Consider the following 22839-nt stretch of genomic DNA (forward strand, 5'->3'; position numbering starts at 1 on the left):
CCGCCCGGCACCGTCGCCAGCCGCACCGCCGACCAAACACTGGGCACCAACATCAGCGGAACAAACCCCAATAAGGGCTAAGGCGCCCCGAGGCGATGGGATGGGGCCGGCCGCCTCATCCTGTCGCCGCTGTTCCATCTGCCAAGCTCCGAAACTGACCATCCGGTGCGGCGTTCGCTCTGCCATGTTAGACCTACGCTGGCAGACGTGATGCTCGACAGCGTTCAGCTGCCGCAGCGGCGCTTCTCATGCCGGTCGTCCGAAGATCAATAGGATACCGATGCCGAGACGATTGTCAGTCAGCGTGCTCGGCCTGCTCCTGTTGCAAGGCCCGATCTCGGTGCCGGTGTACCAGGGGCTGGCGTTGTCCGTCGGCTCATTCGTCTTCAGCGCCGGAGCGGAGGCGCGGCCGCGCACCAGCGGGGGCTATTCTCGTCCCTCCGGTTCTTACCGGACCCCATCCATGGGTGGATCAGGCAGTTATTCCAGGCCGCGGACCCCCTCATCCGGCGGCTACAGCCTGCCTCGCACCAGCGGTCCGGTGACGCCCTATGGCGGCGGTGTGTCCGCCGGGGACCGCAGCTACAACCGGTCGCAGGCCGCCGATGCCCTCCGGCGCATGCGGGACAGTCAGGCGGCATCGGAGCGCGCCGCCCGTCCCCTGCCAGCACCTGCCCCCCCGAGAGGGACGGGCGGCGGCTTCGGCGTCCCGCCATCTGGCTATGGCGGCGGCTATCGCACCGCACCTGGCGCGAATTACGGCGGGTGGTATCGCGACCGGGGATGGTCGCCGTCCGGATCAGTGCTCACTGGCCCCCGATCGTTCGGCATCTGGGATGCGGCCTTCCTGTGGTTCCTGTTCAGCACCCTGAACCGCCCCGGCCATACCGACTTCTTCCGCAACCACCAGAACGATCCCGGATACCAGGAATGGCGGCAGGAAGCCGAGCGGCGCGCCCAGGGGGATGCCGAGGTCCGTGCCCGGCTCGATGAACTGGACCGGCAAATCGCGCAGAACAATGGCCAGCCCCGCGATCCGAATTACCTGCCGCCCGACGTTCCGGCCGAAGTCGCAACAGGCGGCGACGCGAATGCCGGGCTTGCGGACCGCCGTACTCCAAGTCTTGCCCCCGATGAGCAAGGCGGCGGCATCCCGGCCTCGGTGATGGGGGTCGTTCTGGTGGGGGGTGGCCTTCTGGCGGTGCTGTCCTGGCGGCGCCGCCGTTCCGGGGGTGCGGCGGCCGGATCAGGGGGAGCGGGTGGCATGGGAACAGGCGGAACGCTGGCAAGCGCCGCGGGCATGGTGCGGCGCAAGGTTTCCGGGGAGGACTACAAGCCTTCCCGCTTCCGCGTCGGCATGACGCTGGCGCTGGACCCCACGCCCTTCGTGCTGGCAGCCGGCGCCACTCATGTTCCCGATCCTCAAGGTGCTGGCGAGACCATCAGCGTGGCGGAGGTCGGCCGCATCGGCGGCGACACGCCGGGCGGGCTGGTCCGCCTGTATCTGCCGGGCGACCGCGCCATGTTGCAGCTTCACCTCGGACGGAACAATGAACCCAATGAATGCCGATACTTCGCCCTGCTCGATGAGGTCACCCCCGCGGATGAGGCTGAATGGAGCGTCTGGCTGGACGCGAGGGAGGGCATGATCGGATGGCCGGAGTTCCAGACGCGGGACGGCAAGGTTTATGCCCGCGCCTGGTCGCCGGGGCAGTCGCGCATCGAGCCGCGCCGTCTCGTGGAAGACATCGAAACCGCCCAGGGCCGGCGCAGCATCACGAGCCAGACGATGCTCTACGCGGCGCCGACGGGCCTGGCGGCACCAGCGCCCGGAACGGAATACATCCTGGTTTCCGCCGTGGAGGATGGCGGACAGGCCTGGGTCGAGATCCGCGCCGGCTTCGATGTGAACCCAGCCTCCTTGTCACTGGCCTGACCATCGCAGATCCAAGGAGGAGCCGATCATCATGAACGTGATCTTCGAAACGCTGCAAGCCGGTCTGCCCATCCTGGCCATGCAGTTCGGCCTGACCCTGGCGCTCCTGGCACTGGGTGTGGCGATCTACATGGCCATCACGCCGTTTCACGAGATGCGCCTGATCCGGGCCGGCAACACCGCTGCGGGGATCGTGATGGCCGGCTCCATGCTGGCCCTTTCGATCCCGCTGGCCGCCACCCTGGCCACCAGCCGCTTCACGCTTGATATCCTGATCTGGGGGCTGGTCGCGCTGGTGCTGCAATTGCTGACCTTCGTGATCGTCACGCTGCTGATCCGCGGCCTGCGGGGCATGATCGAGGCCGGCAACCTTGCCGCGGCATGGATGCTGGCGGGCGTGCAGATCGCCGTGGCGCTGCTCAACGCCGGCGCCATGGCCGGCTGACCCAACATCAAAAGGAAGAACAGCATGCTCGCCTTCATTCGCAACCTTGCTGGCGTGAAGACCGATCAGGCGGTGAACAACACTGTCGAGGCCATTGTCCGCTGGGACCCGCAATCGGCGACGGAGGCGGAGCTTCGCACCATGGAGCAGCATCTCGACCAGCTCGGCCTGCAGGTCGCGCAGGCGCGGCAGTCTTATGAGCGCGAGAAGCGCGAGGCTGACACGATCCAGGCCCTGTCGCAGCAGCGGCTGGCCGCCGCCGAGCAGTTGCAGAGCCGAATGGAGGCCACGACGGATCCCGCCCAGAAGAGCGCGCTGGAGCGTTCCCTCGGCACGCTCCTCACGATGCTCGAGGATATGGCGCCGGAGGTGGAGCGGGAGAAGCAGGATGCCGCCGATGCCCAGGATTTCCTGAACACGCTGCAGCAGACCTATGACCAGGCGGGCAGCAAGTTGAAGGCGGCCCGGGCCGAGCTGACACGGGCGCAGCGGAACATGACCCGTGCGGATGCGCAGCGGGAGGCGGCGGAGCGCCGGGCGGAAGCCGCCCGGCAGGCCGCGGGCCTGTCTGGAGCCACCAGCGGCCTGAGCGTGGCGCTGCAGGCCATGCAGGACGCCGCCGCGCGCGATCTGGCGCAGGCCGAGGCCGCCAATGCCAAGGCAAAGCTGCTGGCGCCGACGCAGCCCGAGAAGGATGATCCCAACATCGCCACGGCCATGGATGCCGCCGCCGGACGGCTGCCGGCACCTGTCAACCTGAGCGACCGGCTGGCGGCCATCCGCCAGAAGCAGGGAACGCAACGCCTCATCCCTGGCGGCGGCTGATACCCGAGCGGCGAGGTGCCCGCCAAGGTTCGGCGCCTCGCGACCGCCTGTTGATCGATCCGACAGGCGGCGATGCAGGGTTGCCGGGGTTCAGCCCGTTTGTCCGGCTTGCTTGGCTTCGGCGAGAAGATCCCGGATCCGCTTCGTCAGGAGCCCCAGCGAGAACGGCTTGGCGACCACGTGCAGGCCGGGCTCCAGGCGGCCGTCGCCGATCACAGCGTTTTCCGCATAACCTGTGATGAACAGCACGGAGAGGCCGGGCCGGACGGCCCGCGCGGCGTCCGCGACCTGGCGTCCATTCAGGCCGCCGGGCAGGCCCACATCGGTGACCAGTAGATCGATCCGCGCCTCGGAGCGCAGCAGCTTCAGACCAGCCGGGCCGTCCGCTGCCTCAAGCGCGCGGCAGCCCAGATCTTCCAGCACCTCGGCCACCAGCATGCGCACGGCGGGTTCGTCGTCGATCACCAGCACGGTCGCTTCCCGGCCGATGCCGGGACCCGCGGCCGGCTGCGGCTGCAGCGGCATCGCCTCCTCATCGCCCAGGTGACGTGGCAGGTAGAGGCTGACCGTGGTGCCTCGGCCGATCTCGGACTGGATGCGCACCTGCCCGCCCGACTGCCGAGCGAAACCGTAGATCATCGACAGGCCGAGCCCCGTGCCCTGGCCGATCGGCTTGGTGGTGTAGAAGGGGTCGAATGCCTTGGCGATCACATCGGGCGCCATGCCGGTTCCGGTATCCCCCACGCTGAGGCAGACATACTGGCCGGTGGTCAGGTCCTGTTGCCGGGCCTCGTCCGGGCCGAGGAAGCGATTGGCCGTCTCGATGACGATCCTGCCGCCATCCGGCATGGCATCGCGCGCATTGATGCACAGGTTGAGCAGCGCGTTTTCCAACTGGCTGGCATCAACCAGTATGGTCCAGAGATCGTCGGCCATTATCGTCTCGAGGAGGATGCCCGGCCCCACGGTGCGATGAACCAGATCCTCCAGCCCGGCGACCAGGCGGTTGATCTGGGTCGGCTTCGGATCCAGCGTCTGGCGGCGCGAGAACGCCAGCAGACGGTGGGTGAGCGCCGCTGCCCGCTTGGCGGCGCTTTCGGCCGCCTCGACGTAGCGATCCAGATCCTCATATCGTTGCTGCGCCACCCGGGTGCCCAGCAGTTCCAGATTGCCCATGACCCCGGTCAGCAGGTTGTTGAAGTCATGCGCGAGGCCACCGGTGAGCTGGCCCACCGCTTCCATCTTCTGGCTCTGCCGCAGCGCCGCCTCGGTCTGCTGCAGTTCCGCCGTGCGCTCCTCCACCCGCTGCTCCAGGGTTGCATTGAGCCGGCTGAGCACCCGGGCATTGCGCCGCCGGTCTTCCTCCGCCCGGATCCTCTCGCTGATGTCACGGGACACGCCGACGATCTTCATGGCACCGGCCGAACCGCCGCTCGGGAAGAACCGTGCGAAGCTCGTTTCCCACCACCGGGCCTCGCCTTTCGCGGTCGGGCAGAAGCCCTCCACCCGCACGATGTCGCCCTTGCCGGCCTGCCGGATGGCCGCGCGGAGCTTCCCCTGTTCGAGCTCCGGCCAGAGGGCGGCGAACTCAAGCCCGATAACGTCCGCCTCCGATGTGAATTGATGGAGCGCGACACCCTGCGTGTTCATGAATTCCAGGACGCCGTCCGCCGACAGGATGGTCACGCAATCCGGCGTGGCTGCCAGCATGCTGCGGGTCAGCGCGTCGCTGCGCCGGATCGCCTCCGCTGCCGCCAGCTTCTCGTCGGCATCGAGATGGAAGGCGATCAGCTCCGCGAAGAGCCGGAACATGCCGATCGTTTCCGGCGTGCTGACCTTCGCCGGCCGCGGATCGATGGCACAAAGGGTGCCGAAGAACTCGCCGTCCTTGCGGATGATGGGCATCGAGACGTAGCTCCGGAATCCATACATCGCCGGGGTCGGGTGACCGCAGAAGGCGGGATCCTCGGCCACGTGGTCGATGATCACGGCCTGCCGGTCGCGCCGGACCTCGCGGCAGATGGTGGTCGCGATCTTCAGCTCGTCACCCGGCTTCAGGCCGAAGCCGATCAGGTCCTGCGTCTTGCAGGTGATCCAGCGGTCATCGGTGACTCTGGCGACGGCCGTGAAGCCCATTCCGGTAGTCCGGCACAGAACATCCAAGATGGATCGCACGGCCTCGATCTGGTTGACGGCATCGATATCGTCCTGGAACTCGTGCCGGGTCATCGTGGCCGCCCGCGTCAGCGTCCGCTCAAGGTTGATGGGCTCGGTACCGGCTTCGCCGGCTTTCGCCGCGGCACCAGGCGCAGCTCATGGTCCGCCATGAGCCGCAGCGCGGCCCGCACCACCTCGCTGGCGTTCTGGTATCGGCCGGACGCGACCTCGGCGGTGATGAAGGCATCAAGTTCCGTGGTCAGGGAAACATTCTTGGAAACCTGATTGGGCATATCGTTCCATCGCACAGGCCAGCTCACGATGTCAAAGATGGATATCGGCGCCGGGAAGCCGCCGCGGCCTTCGGACAGATGGAATCTCCAGCCGTGCGGTCATGGCCTTGCCGCTGGCCATCTGCCAGAGCGTGTCTTCGATAACATTTCTGTGCTTCCCGAGGAACTTCGCCCCAGGCGGTCCGGGTGTCCGGTCATGCTGTCACGGAGCATGGGTAGCCGTGACGATCGGCGTGTCGCGGCGGTAGCCTATTGGGCATAGAAGAGATGGCATGAGCGGTTCAGATCGGATGCAAAGGTGAGCGACGTGCCCTTCGGAACCATCGCAGCGCTCTGGCGCTATCCCGTGAGCTCCCTGGGAGGCGAGCGGCTGGAGGAGGTGCCGGTGGCCGCAGCAGGCTTTCCAGACGACAGAGCCTATGGCGTGTTCCACGCCGAGACCGGCGAGATCGCCTATCCCGGCCGCAACCGGCGCTGGGCGACTGTACCTCGGGCCTTCTCCCGCGTGGATTCCCAGGGCAAGCTGGAAATCAGCGGCGACGGGTCCGCGTGGAGCGATCCTGATCAGCCTAACGCCGGCGAGGCGTTTTCGGCTCAACTCGGCTTTCCCGCCGCGATCCGCCGCTATTCCGAGGATGGCGCGGCGCCCCGCTACCAGCGCGCCCCCATCCACCTCCTGACCACCACAGCCTTGCGCACGCTTCGCGCAGCGCTTCCGCATAGCCTCATCGATGAACGGCGCTTCCGCCCGAACATCCTGGTGGAAACATCGCCGGAACTGGAAGGCGTCCCGGAATATGCCCTGCGCGGGCGTTCCTTTCACATCGGCCGCGCCAGGCTGCGTGGCACCGTGGCTTGCGCGCGCTGCGCCTTCACCACGCTGATGCAGGACGACCTCCCCGAGGACCGGGACGTGTACCGCACCCTGCTGCATCATTTCGGCCGGGATTTCGGAATCTACTGCGAGGTGGAGGAACCTGGCCTTCTCAGGGTTGGCGATCACGTGTTCTGAGAAAGGCAGCCGCGGAACGGCGCTTCGGCCGGCGTAGGGCCGAATCGTCCGGCCGGCCATCGAGACGCCACCAGGATGCCGCCGAGCGCACGCGTCAGATCCGCCGGGATGGCGAGCAGGATCGTGCCGGCCACATTCGCGGCGGCCCGGGTGAAGCGGGTCAGGCGCCAGGTCAGGCAAAGCGCGCCGGCGAAGCTGCTCCGCGGCCCGCAAACGGCCGCGCCCGCCTGCGGCCGATGCACGCCCCCGGCGCCGTGCCGCCGGCCCAGAAGCCGGAGCAGGGAGCCCCGCTACCGCGCGGCTGATCTCCGTCGCCCTCTCTCGAAGCGGGGCCGTCCTGTGCGATCGCGTGCATTCGCGAGGATCCCGCGCGACGTCAGGTCTGGTGCCTGAGCGGCAGACGTCCGCTGTTCTTCAGCTTCTCCAGCACGATGGAGGAGCGGACGCGAGCCACGCTGTCATGCGCCAGCAGGATCTCGTTCACCAGCCGCGACAGGCCCTTCAGATCCGGCACGATGGCCTTCAGCAGATAATCGGTGTCTCCCGTCATGGCATAGCCTTCCTGGATGTCGTCGACGCTGGCCAACAGGTCGCGGAAGCGACGGGAATTGTCGCCGCTATGTGCCGTCAGCGTAACCTGGATAAAGGCCAGCACGTGCAGGCCCAGTGCTTCCGCTTCCAGCTCCGCCCGGTACCCGCGAATCAGGCCTGCGGCCTCCAACGCGCTGCGCCGGCGCGAGCATTGGGACGGGGAAAGGCCGATGCGCTCCCCAAGCTGTTGGTTCGTCAGTCGCGCATCATCCTGCAAGGCCGCCAGCAGGCGCAGGTCGAACGCATCGAGCTTTATCAATTCATGCATGGATAGCGCTTTTCTTACACGAATTGTGCGTATCCTAGATGAATGGCAGCCCTTTTGCATACATGTTGCGGGGCCTTGCAGATAGGCTTCCACCTGGTTGATCCGGGGGAGATAATCGATGGGTCCGTTTCCGCATGATGCGCCGCGCCCCTCCATCAGTGACCACAATCCGATGGGCACTGATGGCTTCGCCTTCGTCGAATATGCCCATCCGGAGCCGGACAAGCTGCACACGTTGTTTCGCCAGATGGGCTTCGCCGCCTTGGCGAAGCACCGCCACAAAGCCGTGACGCTGTATCGACAAGGCGACATCAACTATCTGCTGAACGAGGAGCCGGGCAGCCACGCCGTCCGCTTCAGCGAAGCTCACGGACCCTGCGTCCCCTCGATGGCGTTTCGCGTCGTTGACGCCCAACATGCCTATCGGCGCGCATTAGACCTCGGCGCCCAGCCGGCCGACCCGGCGAAAGGGACCAAGACCATGAATTTCCCCGCCATCAACGGCATCGGAGGCAGTCTGCTGTACTTCGTTGACCGGTATGGCGAGACGGGCTCGACCTACGAGGCAGAGTTCGACTGGCTGGGCGGGCGCGAGGCGAGCCCGAAGGGCGCCGGCCTGTTCTACATCGACCACCTGACGCACAACGTCCATCGTGGCCGCATGGACGTCTGGTACGAATTCTACCGGAAGATCTTCAATTTTCGGCAGATCCGCTACTTCGACATCAAGGGCGAGTACACCGGCCTGTTCTCCCGCGCCCTGACCAGCCCCGACGGCCGCATCCGCATTCCCCTGAACGAGAGCGCCGACGACAAGAGCCAGATCGAGGAATATCTACGGGAGTACAAGGGCGAGGGGATCCAGCACATCGCGTGCGGCTGCAACGACATCTACGGCACCATCGAGGGCCTGCGCGAGGCCGGCCTTTCCTTCATGCCCGCGCCGCCGGACACCTATTACGAGCGTGTCGACGCCCGTCTGCCCGGCCATAGCGAGGATCTGGCGCGGCTGAAGAAGAACGGCATCCTGGTGGATGGCGAGGGCGTGGTCGAGCACAAGAAGGCGCGGCTCCTGCTGCAGATCTTCTCGGGCAACGTCATCGGGCCCGTGTTCTTCGAGTTCATCGAGCGCAAGGGCGATGACGGCTTCGGCGAAGGCAATTTTCGCGCGCTGTTCGAGAGCATCGAGGAAGATCAGCTGCGTCGCGGCGTCATCGGCAACCAGCAGCCGGCGACGGCCTGAGCCATCATCCCGGCGCGGCTCGCCTGAGAAGGCTGGCCCTCCATGCGTCCGGCAGCCGGTCGCTCCGCAACATGAGGCCGGACAGGCGCTGTTTCGCCTCTTTCGAAGCACTGGCGCAGGACGCCTGCACTCCCCGCATCGGGAGCACCACGCCGCGGCCCCGTCGGCTGCGCCGCAGCAGCGGGCATCGTGAAACCGCATGTGCAGAGAGCCGTCGGCGAACGGAGATCATGGCTCTCGCACGGATCTGACTCGCGCAGCTCCGACGCACTGAGATGCCTGGCTGAAGGACCCGGTGGCCGGCGCGCCGATCCGTGTTGATCCCTCACGCCGTACCGGAACCGGAGGGAGCCGTTCCCTCGGCAGCACCCTGGCGCCAATACGCCGCGGCACGGAAGCGCCGGCCTGCCAGCCGTGGTTCCGCAGCCCAGCGGTCGCGAAGCTGGCGTGCCGTTTCGGCTTCGCAGGCGGCCCAGGCGGAGACTTCTTCCTCTGGCCAGGCCAGGTTCAGCACGGCTTCCAGCAGCCTCGCGCCACAGGCCGCCCCATCGCGCGGAAGCCAGTGAAGCTCGAACCCGGGCGGGTGATCCAGGAACTGCTGTTCTGCCGCGTTCGCGACTTCGATCACGGCCCGGCCGCGGGCCTCGCGAGGCATCGTCTCCAGGGCGCGGGCGATGGCGGGCAACGCCGTCTCATCGCCGGCGATCAAGGTCCATCCTTGCAGTGGAACATGGCCGCCGCCGGGACCGGTGAGGCCAAGCCAGTCGCCAGGGCGTGCTTTGGCCGCGAAGCGCGAGCCGGGGCTGCCTTCCCCGTGCAGCACGAAGTCGATGTCCAGTTCGCCGGCCGCCGCGTCGATGCGGCGGATCGTGTAGGTGCGGCGCACCAGGGCGCAGCCGTCAAGGCTGGCCTGGCCGTTGGGCGCGAGGCTGGGCCAGGCCGGCTCGCCATCGGCACCGCGGGCCGAGTTCTCGTCCGGGATCAGGATCTTCACATGCAGCATCTCGGCATCGAAGCGGGCCAGCTCTGGGCCTCGCAGCGTCACCCGCCGCATCCGCGGGGTCACATCCGCCACGCGCAGCACGCGGGTGGCGCGGAAATTGTGTGGCCGGTTGTTCGTCCCCGCCGTACGCGCCCCCGCCCAGGCAATGCCCAGCGCCTCGCCCGGGGCGAAGGCCTCCAGATGGCCAGACACCGTGGCCTTGGCTTCCGCCAGAATGTCCGGGGTGGCGGCTTCGATCCGCAGCGCGATCACGCCATCCTTCAGATGCAGCATCGCCCGACCCTCCGGGAAGGCGATGCAGGTCGCTGCCAGCGGGCCTTGGACCTCCAGGCCATGTTCCACCATGTGTTCGCGGAACTTCTCCAGCAAGGTCGCGGGAGAAGCGGCGGTGGCATGGGCCTCGGCGGTGAACGGGAACATGGGGTATCCTGTGGCGGCCGTCACTGCGACTGGGGCGGAAGGTCCGCCCAGTGAGCACCTTGCATCGGGATGGACAGGAAGCGGCTGTTGAGGCTGGCCATGGTGCCGGCGGGATCGAGGTCGCCGCAGCGGTCGGGGTGAAGCCATCGCGCCAGTGCCTGCAGCATGAGCAGGTGGGCCGGGGTGTCATTGAAGCCGTGCCAGATGGCATGGGCGCGGCCTTGCCGGACGGCGCTCAGGCTGCTCAGGCGTTCACGGCGGAGGATCTCTGCCAGCGCCTCCGCCGCCTCCGCCGCCGCCACGCCGGCACCCAGGGGAATCCCGCCACGGCCGGCGAAGGGACCCCCCGTCGCCACATAAACCTGAGGATCCTGGGACAGCACCTGCTCCAGCGACAACTCGCCGGTGGCGCCGGGCAGCAGGCCGGTGCCGATGTTGTGCCCGCCCGCGAAGCGGATCATGGAGTCGAACGCTCCCTGGCCGGGCGATGAGCAGCAGGGCGTGCCGCCGGCATGGGCGTGAACCAGCACGCTGGGCCGCGCCTCGCGCAGCCCGCTCAGCCGCGAGGCGATGGCGCCGAGCTGCCCGGCATAGAAGGCATCGAACGCCGCGGCACGGTCCGGCACGCCGAGGGCCTGGCCGAGCAGTGCCATGCTGGGACGGGTATGCTTCATCGGGTTGATGAAGAAGTCGATCGACACGGCCGGCACGCCGATGGAGGTGAGCTGTTCCGGCATGCCCTGGCCGAGGCTCGGCAGCAGGCCCAGGCTGAACACCACCAGATCCGGCCTGCTCGCCATGATGCTTTCCAGAAGCAGCCCGGAGGCCTGCCCGCGGGAAAGAACCGGAACGGCATCGGCCTGCGGGAAGCGTGCCCGCACGGCGGCATAATCGGGCGGATTCATGCGCCGCAGATCGTCGCCCCAGCCGACCACCAGCGATACCGGATCAGGATGCAGCAGCGCCATCGCCAGGACGTGCCGAGCCTGCACCAGCAGGATGCGCCGTGCCGGCCGCTGCAGCCGAACAACGCGGCCCAGGATGTCGGTGAGGGTGACCGGCGACGCCGCGCGGGCCAGAAACGGCGCCGGCAGGGCCGACAGGCCGATACCCTGCAGCAGGACCCGCCGCCTCACAACGCCCACCTCGCCAGTCGCGGGGCGGGGCGCGGTCCGCGCCGCCGCCTTCCAAGGCCGCAGCCGGTTCGCCGGGGCGCATCGCCTACCATCGCGCGCGGACCGAGCCGAGGATCAGCCGTCCCGTGCCGTAATAGCACGCCGCGGCGGAGGAGCAGCTGGCAACGTAGTCCTTGTCGGCGATGTTCTGCGCGTTGAGCGCGAACTCCAGCCCCTGCGCGCTCTCGAAACGGGCCCCGAGATCGTAGCGCAGGGCGGCATCGAACAGCGTCACCGCATCGACCTTGAAGCTGTTGGTGTCGTTGCCATAGGTGGAGCCGATATAACGACTGCCACCGCCAAGCGACAGGCCGCGCAGCGGACCGTCGCGGAAGCTGTAATTGGCCCAGCCGCTGGCGATGTGGTTCGGCACCTGCGGCACCCGGTTTCCGGCGATGCCGGCGGCGCTCGACTTGGAAACCTCGGCATCGATGAAGGAATAAGCCCCGATCAGGTCCAGGCTGTCACTCAGGCTGGCACGGCCCTCCAGTTCGATGCCGCGCGAGCGGATCTCGCCCTGCTGCACGCTGAACCCCGTGTAGATCGGATCTGAGGTGAGCACGTTCTGCTGCGTGATGTGATAGCCGGCCAGCTGGATGAAGCTGTTGCGGCCGGGCGGCTGGTATTTCAACCCGACCTCATATTGTTCGCCGGTGGTGGGCGAGAAGGTGTCGCTGCCGCGCTGTGGCGCTGCCGTACCGGTGTTGGGCAGAAAGGAGGTCGAGTAGCTCGCATAAGGCGCCAAGCCGTTGTCGAACAGGTAAAGCGCGCCGGCCCGCCAAGTCACCTTGTCGTCGAACTGCGAGGCCTGGCCGGCATTCGCGCCACTCGTCAGATGGGTGGTCGTGCCGATGCTGGCCCGGTCGTAGCGCAGGCCCAGGTTGAAGCGCCAGCGGCCGATGGCGGCTTGGTCCTGCACGTAGAAGCCCAGTTGGTCGAGTTCCTGGTTGGTCAACCCGGCCGGGGAGGTGACGATCGGTGGAATGGCCTGGTAGTAAACCGGCGCGAACAGATCGATGGACGGCGCCGGGCCCAGGCCTTGGCGGGCCCGGGCGGAGGTGCGCTGCCAGTCGGTGCCCAGCAGCAGGGTGTGGCGCAGGCTGCCAGTGGTGAAATCGGCCTGCGCCTGGTTGTCCAATGCGAAGGCGTTGGCATGATCGGACACAAAGGTCGCGCCCCGGTTGCCGGTGCGGTTGTTGGCCACCGAGCGGACCGACAGAACATGGACCTCGGCATCGATATGCGAGTAGCGGAAGTTCTGCCGCACGGTCCAAACATCATCCAGCCGGTGCTCGAACTGATATCCGATGGCGGCCTGGGTGCGGTTGAACCGGTCATAGGCCGGATCGCCGCCGAAGAAATTACGGCCGATCCTGCCATTGGGATTGGGCAGCACCGAGCCGCTGGCCGGCACGAAGTTATAGAACCCGCCTTCCGGATCGTGCTGGTAGGAAGCCAGCACGGTCAGGCTGGTGTTGTCGTCGGGCCGCCAGGTGAGGGCCGGCGCAATGGCGATGCGCTCCTCTTCCGTGTAGTCGTACTGGGTATCAGATTTCCGCGCGATGCCGGTCAGCCGGTAAAGCAGCGTTCCGTCCTCGGTCAGTTCGCCACCGAGGTCAAAGGCGGTCTGCAGCAGGGCATGGCTGCCCGCCTCCAGCCGCACCTCGTTGACGTGATTGGCGCTGGGCCGTCGGCTGACCAGGTTCACCAGCCCGCCGGCGCCGGTTTGGCCGTAGAGCACGGAGGCCGGGCCGCGCAGCACCTCGATGCGCTCCAGCAGCCACGGATCGGTGTTGGGGACGCCAAAGTAAAGGCCGCGGCCCTGACGCAGGCCGTCCAGGAAGTTCACGAACGCTGCGCCGGTGCCCTGGCCGCCGAAGCCGCGCACGAAGACGCTGTCGTAGCGTGCGGAGGGGCGTACCTCGCCCAGAACACCCGCCGTGTAGCGCAACGCCTGGGAAACGCCCTGCGGCGCCTGGTCATCGATCTGGTCGCGCGTCACCAAGCCCACCGATTGCGGCGCCTCGATCAGCGGTGTGTCGGTCTTGGAGCCCGTGGTCGTGACGGGCGCAACATAGCCCGGCACGCTTTCCCAGGAGCGCCAAGCCGTTGCCTGAACATCCACCTGCGGCAGAACGACGAGGTCGCCGGCCGCTGCATCGGTGGATTGCGCCTGTGCCGGCAGGCCCGCCAGGAACAGACACCACGATGCGGCCGAAGCCAGGAGCGACGAGCGAATGGAACGGGTCATGAGCGGCCTCGGGACAAACAGGCGGAACCCTCATGCCATTGATGCGAACGCTTCGCAATATCACCTGAACATGCAGGCGGTCCTCGTCTTCAAGACAGACGTGTCTGAGAAGGGCGTCCGCCACTCCGGGAGCAAGCCGCCCGGGGAGAGGCCAGGTTGGTCAGCATCAGCCTGCAAACGGCTCACTTCGCGCTTTGGCCGTTGCAGAATGTCAAGCACCGCTTTACACCATCACACGATGAGCCGTGCAGCCTCCTCATCGCCCGATCCGGCAGGTCCGTCTCATCCAGGGGTGTTGCTGCGTGACCGGATCCTGCCGGCGCTAAACCTTACGGTGAGCCAAGCTGCCCAGGATCTCGCGACCACCCGACAGAATCTTCATCGTATCCTGGCGGGACGAAGTGCCATCACGCCAGAGATGTCGCTGCGCCTGGAGCGGTTCTGCGGGATCCCGGCGGCTTTCTGGCTGGAGCGCCAGCAGGAGTACGACCTCTCAAGGGCGCAGCATGCCCTGTCCGGCAGCCCGGCCGTGAAATGCCAGCATCTTCTTCCTGACGCCGTCCTGATCCAGCTCGGAGCGAGCCATGAGCGATAACATCGATGCTCCGAACCCGGCACGGACCGGCGTGGTTGGGCTCGACGACATCCTGGCCGGAGGATTGGCGCCCGGCCACCTCTTTCTGCTGGAAGGCAATCCGGGCACCGGCAAGACCACGACCGCGCTCAGCTTCCTGCAGGAAGGCGCGCGGAACGGGGAGAAGGGCCTCTACATTACCCTGTCCGAGACGGAACGCGAGCTGCGCGACGGGGCCCGTTCACATGGCTGGATCCTGCCGGAGAACATCGAGGTCTTTGAGTTGGTGCCGCCGGAAAGCCTGCTGGATGCGGCGCAGCAGCAGAGCCTGCTATATTCCTCGGATCTCGAATTGGGCGAGGCTACACGCCAGATTTTCGAGACCTTCGAGCGCATCCGGCCGGCCCGCGTGGTGTTGGACAGCTTGTCGGAAATCCGCCTTCTGGCGCAAAGCTCGCTGCGCTACCGGCGGCAGATCCTGGCGCTGAAGCATTATTTCGCGCGCTTCGGAGCCACGGTGCTGCTGCTCGATGACCTGACATCGGACACACTCGACAAGACCGTCCACAGCGTGGTGCATGGCGTGATCCGGCTGGAGGAACTGGCTCCGGAATACGGCGCCGAACGGCGCCGGCTGCGGGTCTCGAAATATCGCGGCCGGGCATTCCGCGGCGGCTACCATGATTTCGCCATCAAGCGGGGCGGGGTTCAGGTTTTCCCGCGGCTAGTCGCATCCGAACACCGCGCAGGCTTCGAGCGGCGCAGCATGACCAGCGACATCGCCGAGCTAGATACCCTTCTGGGCGGCGGCATCGAGCAAGGGTCCAGCGCCCTGGTGCTGGGCCCGTCCGGAACCGGGAAAACCTTTTTTGCCCTGCAATTCGTCGCCGCCGCGGTGAAGCGGGGGGAGAAAGCGGCGATTTTCGTCTTTGACGAGGAACTGGGGCTGCTGTTCAACCGGACTCGCTCCATGGGCTTCAACCTCGAGCAGTTGCGCGACAGCGGCATGCTCCATATCGAGCAGGTCGATGCAGCCGAGCTGTCGCCCGGGGAATTCGCTCATCGCGTCCGGGACAGGGTTGATTTCGCGCAGGCCAAAGCTGTGGTGATCGACAGCCTCAACGGCTACCAAGCCTCCATGCCGGACGAGAACGCGTTGATCCTGCACATCCACGAATTGCTGCAATACCTGAACCGCCGGGGAGCCACGACGTTTCTGACCGTTGCCCAGCACGGTCTCGTCGGAGACATGAAGTCGCCGGTCGATATCACCTATCTTGCGGATACGGTGATCCTGCTCCGTTATTTCGAAGCCCTGGGCAAGGTCCGGCGCGCCGTTTCCATCATCAAGAAACGCACCGGGGCACATGAGGACACGATCCGCGAATACCGCATCGGGCGTACCGGCCTCAAGCTCGGCCCACCGCTCGAAGGCTTCCAGGGTGTACTGCGCGGTGTGCCGACCTTTGTTGGCACCGCGTCGCCACTGCTGGACATGCCCCTCGCCAAGTGACCTCCGTGGCCGCGTTTCCTTCGCTGCATGCCCTGATCTACACCCCCCATGGCCGCGACGCGACGATTGCTGAGGCCCTGCTGCGCGAAGCCGGTTGCGCTTCGCGCATCTGTCCCGACCTGGCGCGGCTGGAAGCGGCCCTGGGCGATGATGACTGCTTCGCCGTGGTGACGGAGGAAGCGCTGAGAGGTGCCGATCTCAGCGGCATCGCCGCCCGCATTGCCGCACAACCAGCCTGGTCCGACCTGCCGTTCATTGTTCTGACGCGGGGTGGCGGCGGCCCTGAAAGGAATCCCGCTGCCGCGCATCTGACCGAGGTGCTCGGCAACGTCACCTTCCTGGAGAGGCCTTTTCATCCAACAACCTTTGTCAGCATCGCCCGCTCAGCACTCAAGGGCCGATACCGGCAATTCGAGGCACGCGCACGGATCGAGGAGTTGCGCGAGGGTGAGAACCGCCTGCAGACAGCCCTGCTGGCGGGCCGGCTGGGGTCTTGGGAGTTCGACATCGAGACGGAAACCCTGCAGGCTTCGGCCACCTGCAAGGCGGTTTTCGGCCTTGGACCGGATGCGCCTTTCACCTACCAGGATCTTCTGGCCCGGATCCATCCTCAGGACCGGGGAAGGATGCAGGCCGCGGTTCACCGCAGCATCAGCCAGAATGTCGACTATGCGATCGAATACCGCACGGTTTGGCCGGACGGCAGCATCCATTGGGCGGAGATCCGCGCGCGCATCGTTCGTGACCGAAAAGGAACCGGCTCCCGGCTGGTCGGGGTCTCATCCGACATCACCCAACGCAGAACCGCGGAAGACCAGCTTCGCCAGATGAACGAGACGCTGGAACAGCGGGTATCATCGCGCACGGAGGAATTGAAGCAGGCCCACGATGCCATCATGGCGGAGATGGCGCAGCGCAAGCGCGCCGAGGACCAGCTCCGCCAGGCCCAGAAGATGGAAGCGGTGGGACAGCTCACCGGAGGTCTTGCCCATGACTTCAACAACCTGCTTGCCGGCATCGCGGGAAGCCTTGAATTGCTGCAGATGCGGATGCTTCAGGGACGGACCACCGAACTGGACCGGTTCATCAGAACGGCGCAGGACGCCACGGATCGTGCGGCCGCGTTGACGCATCGGCTGCTGGCTTTCTCGCGAAGGCAGACGCTCGACCCGAAGCCCACCGCGGTCAATGATCTCATCGCCGGCATGGGCGAGTTGATCACCCGTACGGTCGGACCTTCCGTCACCATGGAACTGGTCGCGGCACCCGATCTGTGGGCAACGCTGATCGACCCGAACCAACTTGAGAACGCCTTGTTGAATCTCTGCATCAATGCGCGTGATGCGATGCCGGAGGGCGGCCGCATCAGGATCCTAACGGAGAATGTCCTCGCGGAGGAGGTGTCGGGCGAACCCTCCGGCATCACACCCGGCCCGTACGTGCTGATCAGCGTGAGCGACACCGGAACGGGCATGGCGCCGGATGTCGTGGAGCGCGCATTCGATCCCTTCTTCACGACCAAGCCCATCGGCCAGGGAACTGGGCTCGGCCTCTCGATGGTCTACGGTTTCGTGCGGCAATCCGGTGGCCATGTCAGGATTCAATCGGCGGTGGGGCAGGAGACCACGATTCGCCTTTATCTTCCGCGGCATCTTGCAGGGGTAGAGCCTGCGGCAGCCTTGCGGAGCCCCGCCGCCGCACCCCGGGCGGAACGAGGCGAAACCGTTCTGGTAGTCGATGATGAGCCGAGTGTCCGCATGCTGGTGGTCGAAGTGCTGCAGGAACTCGGTTACGGCGCGATCGAGGCCGCCGATGGTCAGACAGGACTCGACATCCTTCGCTCATCCGCACGAATCGATCTGCTGGTCAGCGATGTCGGCTTGCCCGGCGGAATAAACGGCCGGCAATTGGCGGATGCCGCCCGCACCCTGAGACCGGATCTCAAGGTGCTGTTCATCACGGGCTATGCCGAGAGTGCGGTGATGGGCGGAATGCATCTCGCCCCGGGCTATTCGGTTCTGACGAAACCGTTCTCGCTCGACAATCTGGCGACGCGCATCGGAGGCTTGATCACGAGCTAGGGCAAAACTTCTATGTTGATTCGCTGCGCGGCCCGCCCATCAGGAGGTTGTTGCCGGCGGCATTGCCGGCGCCAGGGCATTCAGCGGAACCGGCTCTGACGCAGCGACGGATGCGCGGAGGAGAGCGTCGCCGCTCCTGCTGCCGAGGCTCGGCCCGATCCTGGCCTTGGAAGCTTAGTTCGCTGCCGCATCCGCTCGGCCAAAAGGGGGAGAAGAGAAGATACAGGTGGGCACTTGATTTATCTCATAAGTAAAATTATGTAAAATACTCGATAGAGCCGTGGCTGCTAATCTGCAACGCCGGGTTTTATCGCACCCGCCGCATGGGAGCAGCATACCGCCTGTCACCGGCCGATCGCGTAGGCCTGCATCAAGCGCGGCGTGGCGGCCGCGATCAGGAACCCGTCCTCCCGCCCCACGGCGCAGACCCGCCCGAGGGACCACGGTGCTTCCACCGACACCCGATGTCCGCGCCGCTCAAGCGCGGCAATGGCATCCGGGCCGATGCGGTCCTCCACCAGCAGGCGCCCCGGTTCGAAGGTGCGCGGGTAAAAGGATTGCGGGAAATGCTTGCTGGTGAAGAGCGGCAGGTCGATGGCCGCCTGCAGATCAAGGTCGTGGTGCAGGCGCCGCAGCAGGACGGCCAGAGTCCATTGGTCCTGCTGGTCGCCACCTGGCGTGCCCAGGGCGAGGTAGCCTTCACCGTTTCGCGTCACCAGGGTTGGGGTCAAGGTGGTGCGGGGCCGCATGCCTGGCCGCAGGTCGCTGGGCAGCCCGGCATCGATCCAGCCCATCTGCCCCCGGGTGGAGATGGCGAAGCCAAGGCCCGGCACGGCGGGCGAGGATTGCAGCCAGCCGCCCGAAGGCGTGGCGGAGATCATGTTGCTCCAGCGGTCCACCACGTCCAGGTGCACGGTGTCGCCCCACTCCACCGGCAAGGGGGCGAAGGTGGGCTCCCCGGCACCAATGCCCACCGGGGTTTCCGCCCCCGCCATGGCCAGGATGCGGCGCATGGCATCGGCGGCGCCGGGCAAGTCGCCGGGCACCAGTTCGAGCGACGCAGCATCCCCCAGCAGGGCACGGCGACGGTCGGCGTAGTCGCGCGACAACAAGGTGCTGAGCGGAATGTCGGACGCGTCGGGATCGCCGTAGAAGACCTCACGGTCGGCATAGGACAGCTTCATGCATTCCACCACCGTGTGCACGAAGCGCTCGCCGGCCGGATCCATGGCCGCGATGTCGAAGCCTTCCAGTAGGGCCAGGCTCTGCAGCAGCGCGGGGCCCTGGCCCCACGGACCCGTCTTGTGCACGGTCACCCCCGCGTAATCGCGTGACACAGTGCGTTCCACCCGCGCCGCGTAGCGTGCGAAATCCTCCCCGCGCAGCAGACCGGCATGACGGCGTCCGGTGGAGTCCATCAGTTCCGCCGTGCGGTAGAAGCGGTCCACCGCCTCGGCGACGAAGCCGCGGTAGAAGGCATCGCGCGCCGCCTCGATCTGGCGCTCGCGATCCGGGCCAGCAGCTTCCGCCTCGGCCAGGATGCGGCGATAGGTGGCGGCGATGGCGGGGGTGCGGAAGCGGGCGCGCGGGCGCGGCACCGCACCGTCAGGAATCCACACCTCGGCCGAACTGGGCCATTCCGCCAGAAAGAAGTCCCGCGCAGCCAGGATGGAGGAGGAAACGCGGGGCAACACGGGGAACCCGTCCTCGGCATAGCCGATCGCGGCTTCCAGCACGGCGCGCGGGCTCCAGGTGCCGTGGTCACGCAGCAGCAGCATCCAGGCGTCGAATGCCCCTGGCACGACGGATGGCAGAAGCCCCGTGCCCGGGACCTGCTTCAGGCCGAGCTCTGTGAAGCGCTCCGGCGTGGCGGCCATCGGGAACGGTCCCTGGCCGCAGATCACCGCGGGCTCCGGCGCGTCGTGGCGCTTCAGGATGATGGGCACCTCGCCACCCGGGCCGTTCAGGTGCGGCTCCACGATCTGCAGCACGAAGCCCGCGGCCACGGCGGCGTCAAAGGCGTTGCCGCCGCGCTCCAGCACCGACATGCCGACGGCGCTGGCGAGCCAATGGGTGGTGGCCACCGCACCGAAGGTGCCGCGGATCTCCGGCCGGGTGGTGAACATGCACGATTTCCCCGAGTTCTGGAACCAATTCAGATTGGTATCATAGTTCAGGCCCGCGCAGGACCCATCGCCAGCTTAACCCTCTTGTTTGGCGAAAGGAACCGCCTGGACTTGTGCGGACCGGTGGACTCATTTAGCAGAGGTTCCATGCCAGCCCGTTCCGCGGCCGATCGTCTCAACACCCACCTGCACGAGGCGGGGCTGCTGTCCGGCGACCGCCTTCCTCCCGAACGCCAGCTCACCGTGCTGCTCGGCGTCAGCCGCCGCGCATTGCGCGAGGCACTGGGCGAGATGGAATTGCAGGGCCTCGTCTGGCGCGGTGTCGGCCAGGGCACGTTCCTTGGACCGAAGCCGCCGCAGCCCGCCCGCGCCGAAACGCGCGCGCGCGCGAGCACGCCGCTCGCCATCATGGAAGCCCGTCTGACGCTGGAGCCTGCCCTGGCCTCGCTCGCCGCCATCAAGGCCACGGCCGCCGATCTGGAGGCCGTGGCGCGCGCCGCGGGACGCGGTGCCGAGACGCGGGATCAGAACAGTTGGGGCCGCTGGGATGGTGCGTTCCACGGTGCCATTGCCCGCGCCTGCCACAACCCGCTGCTGCTCGGCGCGTTCGAGGCGGTGGAAGCCAGCCGCGCCCGCACGGATTGGGGCCGGCTGCGCGCCGCCATCACCACCACGCCCATGCGCCAAGCCTCGGCGCTGGAGCACCAGGCCATCGCCGCCGCCATCACCACGCGCGATCCGTCAGCGGCCCAGCGCGCCATGCGTGCCCATCTTCACTCGGTCCATCTCGCCATCCTGAGCGCGGGCACAGGCTTCGATCACAATCCGGAACCGCGGGAACAACCCGCGGACAGACAGGCCAACACGGTTGAACCCGCTGAGCGAGCCACGTCTCGCAGGACATCACCACCATGAGCAGACCCCTTCTCCCGCGCCGTGTCGCCCTGTCCCTGCTGGCCGCGCCCGTTCTCCCTGCATGGCCACAGGCCACGTGGGCGCAGGAAGGCTACCCGAGCCGCCCCGTCAGCGTGATCGTGCCCTGGGCACCGGGCGGATCGACCGACATCCTGGCGCGGGTCTTGTCGGAGCCGCTGCGCGTGGCATTGGGCCAGCCCTTCGTGGTCGAGAACCGCTCCGGCGCATCCGGCAACATCGGCTCGGCCCATGTGGCGCGTGCCGCTCCGGACGGGCAGACGCTGCTGGTCGGCTCCATGAGCACGCATGCGATGAACGATGCGCTGTTCAGCAACATGCCGTTCAACGGCGCGGAGGATTTCACCCCGGTCGCACTGCTGGCCTATGTGCTGAACACCATGGTGGTGCATCCTTCGGTGCCCGGCGGCACGGTGCCGGAGTTCATCGCCTATGCCAGGGCGAACCCCGGCAAGCTCGCCTATGCCTCCGCCGGGGCAGGCTCCACCAATCACCTCTGCGCCGCGATGTTCGCGCAGATGGCAGGGCTGGACATGGTGCACGTGCCGTATCGCGGGGGCGCGCCCGCCGTGCTGGACACGGTGGCCGGGCAGACGCAATTGCTCTTCTCCGCCGGCACGCAAACGCTGGAGCATGTCCGCAACGGACGGCTGAAGCTGCTGGCGGTGACGGAACAGCGGCGTTCCGCCCTGCTGCCGCAAGTGCCGGCGGTGAATGAAAGCTTGCCGGGCTTCGAAATGGCGGTCTGGTATGGCGCGCTGGGCCCCCGGGGGATGCCGCCCGCGCTGGTGAACCGCCTCAATGCTGAGATCAACAAGGCGCTGATGCTGCCGGAAGTGAAGAACAAGATGGATGCCATCGGTGTCGAGGTGGTGAACGAATCCGCCGCCTCCTTCGCCGCCATCCTGCGCGCCGATGCGGCGAAGTGGCACAAGGTCATCGGCGATCTGGGGATCGACAAGACCGATGCCTGACGATGTTGCTGCGCTGGCCGAGGCCTTCGAGGCCGCGGCGACGGACACGGCGCCGCTGCCCCGGATCCGCGCCGCGGCGCGGATCGGGGCCGAGGGGAGCGGAGTTCGGCTTTGCACCGCCATGCTGTTCGACCGTGATGCCATGGCGGTGCAGCGCATCTACAGTTCCCGGCCCGATGAGTACCCCGTGGGCGGACGCAAGCCGAAGCGGGACACGGCATGGGGCCGCCACGTGCTGCTGCGTGGCCAGCGCTTCGAGGGCGAGGGCGAGGCGGCGATCCGGGCCCATTTCGACGATGCCGACGTGATCCTGGGCCTCGGGCTGCGCAGCATCGTCAACCTGCCGATCCTGCGCGCCGGCCGGTGCGTCGGCACGCTCAACATGCTGTGGCCGCAGGCGGCGCTGGATGCCGGGCACGTGATGACGGCGCGCCACCTGGCGCTTCTGGCCGCGCCGGACTGGTTCTGAGCAGGTCGCCCCCGCCTGCTGTCCACCCAGACGGGGGGCGACGCGCTCACAGCGGCAGCGGCGCGTCGCTCTTCACTTCCTCCATCACGGCATAGGTGCGCGTTTCCCGCACGCCTGGCAGGCCGAGCAGCACGTCGCCCAGGAAGCGGCGGTAGGCGGCCATGTCGCGCACCCGGGTCTTCACCAGGTAGTCGAAGCCGCCGGCGACCATGTGACATTCCAGCACCTCCGGCGCGCGGCTCACCGCCTCGGCGAAGCGGCCGAATACGTCCGGTGTTGTTTTGTCCAGCAGCACCTCCACGAATACCAGGAGGCCGAGGCCCAGCCGGTGGGGATCCACGCGCGCGCCGAAGCCGGTGATCAGGCCATCCTGGAGCAGCCGCCGCGTGCGCTCGCTGGTTGCGGTCGGCGACAGGCCGATGCGGTCTGACAGTTCGAGATTGGTGATCCGCCCCTCGCGCTGGAGGATGGAGAGGATCATGCGATCCGTCTGGTCAATATCCGGCACGATTCTCTACCTGCATGCCTTTTCCTGATGATTCCTGAGGCA

At 67.0% G+C, this 22839-nt stretch carries 20 protein-coding genes and 1 pseudogene; 12 read left to right on the top strand and 9 right to left on the bottom strand.

What is annotated here, in order from left to right:
• The first annotated feature begins 280 nt into the window (after nt 1-280).
• From D2K64_RS16535 to D2K64_RS16545, 3 genes are read left to right on the top strand one after another with little or no spacing between them, the layout of a single operon-like run.
• Nucleotides 281-1936: a DUF2491 family protein gene (locus D2K64_RS16535; protein WP_120009492.1), complete on the top strand. Its 1656-nt coding sequence runs from the start codon at nt 281-283 to the stop codon at nt 1934-1936.
• Between the two features lie 31 nt (nt 1937-1967).
• Nucleotides 1968-2381, top strand: coding sequence for a DUF350 domain-containing protein (locus tag D2K64_RS16540; protein ID WP_120009493.1), 414 nt, complete (start codon nt 1968-1970; stop codon nt 2379-2381).
• 24 nt (nt 2382-2405) lie between these two features.
• On the top strand, nt 2406-3206 hold the full coding sequence (locus D2K64_RS16545; protein ID WP_120009494.1) for a hypothetical protein: 801 nt from the start codon (nt 2406-2408) through the stop codon (nt 3204-3206).
• Between the two features lie 90 nt (nt 3207-3296).
• Here the strand turns inward: D2K64_RS16545 and D2K64_RS16550 are convergent, their stop codons facing one another.
• Nucleotides 3297-4916, bottom strand: coding sequence for a PAS domain-containing sensor histidine kinase (locus D2K64_RS16550; RefSeq protein ID WP_238384245.1), 1620 nt, complete (start codon nt 4914-4916; stop codon nt 3297-3299).
• Between D2K64_RS16550 and D2K64_RS25555 the strand changes: the two genes are divergently transcribed.
• The gene (locus tag D2K64_RS25555) at nt 4915-5121 is read left to right on the top strand and encodes a hypothetical protein (protein ID WP_238384246.1); all 207 of its coding nucleotides are present in this window, start codon (nt 4915-4917) and stop codon (nt 5119-5121) included. The two genes, D2K64_RS16550 and D2K64_RS25555, sit on opposite strands and share 2 nt — an antisense overlap.
• On the opposite strand, the pseudogene D2K64_RS26200 reads toward D2K64_RS25555, so the two are convergent.
• Together D2K64_RS26200 and D2K64_RS16555 are read right to left on the bottom strand one after the other, a co-directional pair.
• A pseudogene (locus tag D2K64_RS26200) lies at nt 5037-5435 on the bottom strand (GAF domain-containing protein); the annotation flags it as partial. The gene D2K64_RS25555 and the pseudogene D2K64_RS26200 sit on opposite strands and share 85 nt — an antisense overlap.
• Before the next feature lie 14 nt (nt 5436-5449).
• Nucleotides 5450-5656: a type II toxin-antitoxin system ParD family antitoxin gene (locus tag D2K64_RS16555; RefSeq protein ID WP_120009495.1), complete on the bottom strand. Its 207-nt coding sequence runs from the start codon at nt 5654-5656 to the stop codon at nt 5450-5452.
• 298 nt (nt 5657-5954) lie between these two features.
• Here D2K64_RS16555 and D2K64_RS16560 point away from each other — a divergent pair, with 298 nt between their 5' ends.
• Nucleotides 5955-6668, top strand: a complete 714-nt coding sequence (locus tag D2K64_RS16560; RefSeq protein ID WP_120009496.1) for an MOSC domain-containing protein — start codon at nt 5955-5957, stop codon at nt 6666-6668.
• A gap of 376 nt (nt 6669-7044) precedes the next feature.
• Here the strand turns inward: D2K64_RS16560 and D2K64_RS16570 are convergent, their stop codons facing one another.
• Nucleotides 7045-7620: an Lrp/AsnC family transcriptional regulator gene (locus D2K64_RS16570; protein WP_238384239.1), complete on the bottom strand. Its 576-nt coding sequence runs from the start codon at nt 7618-7620 to the stop codon at nt 7045-7047.
• A gap of 25 nt (nt 7621-7645) precedes the next feature.
• Between D2K64_RS16570 and hppD the strand changes: the two genes are divergently transcribed.
• Nucleotides 7646-8770 (top strand): 4-hydroxyphenylpyruvate dioxygenase, encoded by a 1125-nt coding sequence (gene hppD, locus D2K64_RS16575; RefSeq protein ID WP_120009499.1) that lies wholly within the window; start codon nt 7646-7648, stop codon nt 8768-8770.
• Nucleotides 8771-9095: 325 nt separating this feature from the next.
• Here hppD and D2K64_RS16580 read toward each other — a convergent pair whose 3' ends face one another.
• From D2K64_RS16580 to D2K64_RS16590, 3 genes are all read right to left on the bottom strand, one after another.
• The gene (locus tag D2K64_RS16580) at nt 9096-10193 is read right to left on the bottom strand and encodes a siderophore-interacting protein (RefSeq protein ID WP_162306209.1); all 1098 of its coding nucleotides are present in this window, start codon (nt 10191-10193) and stop codon (nt 9096-9098) included.
• A gap of 20 nt (nt 10194-10213) precedes the next feature.
• The gene (locus tag D2K64_RS16585) at nt 10214-11329 is read right to left on the bottom strand and encodes an ABC transporter substrate-binding protein (RefSeq protein ID WP_120009501.1); all 1116 of its coding nucleotides are present in this window, start codon (nt 11327-11329) and stop codon (nt 10214-10216) included.
• 85 nt (nt 11330-11414) lie between these two features.
• The gene (locus tag D2K64_RS16590; RefSeq protein ID WP_120009502.1) at nt 11415-13619 is read right to left on the bottom strand and encodes a TonB-dependent siderophore receptor; all 2205 of its coding nucleotides are present in this window, start codon (nt 13617-13619) and stop codon (nt 11415-11417) included.
• Here D2K64_RS16590 and D2K64_RS25560 point away from each other — a divergent pair.
• From D2K64_RS25560 to D2K64_RS16605, 3 genes are read left to right on the top strand one after another with little or no spacing between them, the layout of a single operon-like run.
• Nucleotides 13618-14214 (top strand): HigA family addiction module antitoxin, encoded by a 597-nt coding sequence (locus D2K64_RS25560; RefSeq protein WP_238384240.1) that lies wholly within the window; start codon nt 13618-13620, stop codon nt 14212-14214. The two genes, D2K64_RS16590 and D2K64_RS25560, sit on opposite strands and share 2 nt — an antisense overlap.
• Nucleotides 14204-15706, top strand: a complete 1503-nt coding sequence (locus D2K64_RS16600) for an ATPase domain-containing protein (RefSeq protein ID WP_120009504.1) — start codon at nt 14204-14206, stop codon at nt 15704-15706. The genes D2K64_RS25560 and D2K64_RS16600 overlap by 11 nt, the downstream gene beginning before the upstream one ends.
• A 5-nt stretch (nt 15707-15711) precedes the next feature.
• Complete coding sequence (locus D2K64_RS16605) at nt 15712-17787, top strand: hybrid sensor histidine kinase/response regulator (protein WP_120009531.1); 2076 nt, start codon at nt 15712-15714, stop codon at nt 17785-17787.
• A 344-nt stretch (nt 17788-18131) separates the two neighbouring features.
• Here D2K64_RS16605 and D2K64_RS16610 read toward each other — a convergent pair whose 3' ends face one another.
• Nucleotides 18132-19913: a gamma-glutamyltransferase family protein gene (locus tag D2K64_RS16610; RefSeq protein WP_120009505.1), complete on the bottom strand. Its 1782-nt coding sequence runs from the start codon at nt 19911-19913 to the stop codon at nt 18132-18134.
• 147 nt (nt 19914-20060) lie between these two features.
• On the opposite strand from D2K64_RS16610, the gene D2K64_RS16615 reads away from it, so the two are divergent.
• Genes D2K64_RS16615 through D2K64_RS16625 form a run of 3 tightly spaced genes read left to right on the top strand, consistent with a single transcriptional unit; the run spans nt 20061 to nt 22289 of the window.
• On the top strand, nt 20061-20828 hold the full coding sequence (locus tag D2K64_RS16615) for a FadR/GntR family transcriptional regulator (protein ID WP_162306210.1): 768 nt from the start codon (nt 20061-20063) through the stop codon (nt 20826-20828).
• On the top strand, nt 20825-21820 hold the full coding sequence (locus D2K64_RS16620; protein ID WP_120009507.1) for a Bug family tripartite tricarboxylate transporter substrate binding protein: 996 nt from the start codon (nt 20825-20827) through the stop codon (nt 21818-21820). Before D2K64_RS16615 ends, D2K64_RS16620 begins: the two co-directional genes overlap by 4 nt.
• On the top strand, nt 21813-22289 hold the full coding sequence (locus tag D2K64_RS16625; protein WP_120009508.1) for a GAF domain-containing protein: 477 nt from the start codon (nt 21813-21815) through the stop codon (nt 22287-22289). Before D2K64_RS16620 ends, D2K64_RS16625 begins: the two co-directional genes overlap by 8 nt.
• 46 nt (nt 22290-22335) lie before the next feature.
• Here the strand turns inward: D2K64_RS16625 and D2K64_RS16630 are convergent, their stop codons facing one another.
• A complete protein-coding gene (locus D2K64_RS16630) occupies nt 22336-22797 on the bottom strand; it encodes an Lrp/AsnC ligand binding domain-containing protein (RefSeq protein ID WP_120009509.1) in 462 nt (153 codons plus the stop codon).
• Nucleotides 22798-22839 lie beyond the last annotated feature (42 nt).

The sequence above is a fragment of the Teichococcus vastitatis genome, assembly GCF_003604215.1.
GTDB classification, from domain to species: Bacteria; Pseudomonadota; Alphaproteobacteria; order Acetobacterales; family Acetobacteraceae; genus Pseudoroseomonas; species Pseudoroseomonas vastitatis.

Bases quoted from the DNA above. Each gene is read 5' to 3' on its own strand.
- D2K64_RS16535 (WP_120009492.1), top strand. From the start codon at position 281: ATGCCGAGACGATTGTCAGTCAGCGTGCTCGGCCTGCTCCTGTTGCAA.
- D2K64_RS16540 (WP_120009493.1), top strand. From the start codon at position 1,968: ATGAACGTGATCTTCGAAACGCTGCAAGCCGGTCTGCCCATCCTGGCC.
- D2K64_RS16545 (WP_120009494.1), top strand. From the start codon at position 2,406: ATGCTCGCCTTCATTCGCAACCTTGCTGGCGTGAAGACCGATCAGGCG.
- D2K64_RS25555 (WP_238384246.1), top strand. From the start codon at position 4,915: ATGCTGCGGGTCAGCGCGTCGCTGCGCCGGATCGCCTCCGCTGCCGCC.
- D2K64_RS16550 (WP_238384245.1), bottom strand. From the start codon at position 4,916: ATGCTGGCAGCCACGCCGGATTGCGTGACCATCCTGTCGGCGGACGGC.
- D2K64_RS16555 (WP_120009495.1), bottom strand. From the start codon at position 5,656: ATGCCCAATCAGGTTTCCAAGAATGTTTCCCTGACCACGGAACTTGAT.
- hppD (WP_120009499.1), top strand. From the start codon at position 7,646: ATGGGTCCGTTTCCGCATGATGCGCCGCGCCCCTCCATCAGTGACCAC.
- D2K64_RS16580 (WP_162306209.1), bottom strand. From the start codon at position 10,193: ATGTTCCCGTTCACCGCCGAGGCCCATGCCACCGCCGCTTCTCCCGCG.
- D2K64_RS25560 (WP_238384240.1), top strand. From the start codon at position 13,618: ATGAGCGGCCTCGGGACAAACAGGCGGAACCCTCATGCCATTGATGCG.
- D2K64_RS16590 (WP_120009502.1), bottom strand. From the start codon at position 13,619: ATGACCCGTTCCATTCGCTCGTCGCTCCTGGCTTCGGCCGCATCGTGG.
- D2K64_RS16600 (WP_120009504.1), top strand. From the start codon at position 14,204: ATGAGCGATAACATCGATGCTCCGAACCCGGCACGGACCGGCGTGGTT.
- D2K64_RS16610 (WP_120009505.1), bottom strand. From the start codon at position 19,913: ATGTTCACCACCCGGCCGGAGATCCGCGGCACCTTCGGTGCGGTGGCC.
- D2K64_RS16615 (WP_162306210.1), top strand. From the start codon at position 20,061: ATGCCAGCCCGTTCCGCGGCCGATCGTCTCAACACCCACCTGCACGAG.
- D2K64_RS16620 (WP_120009507.1), top strand. From the start codon at position 20,825: ATGAGCAGACCCCTTCTCCCGCGCCGTGTCGCCCTGTCCCTGCTGGCC.
- D2K64_RS16625 (WP_120009508.1), top strand. From the start codon at position 21,813: ATGCCTGACGATGTTGCTGCGCTGGCCGAGGCCTTCGAGGCCGCGGCG.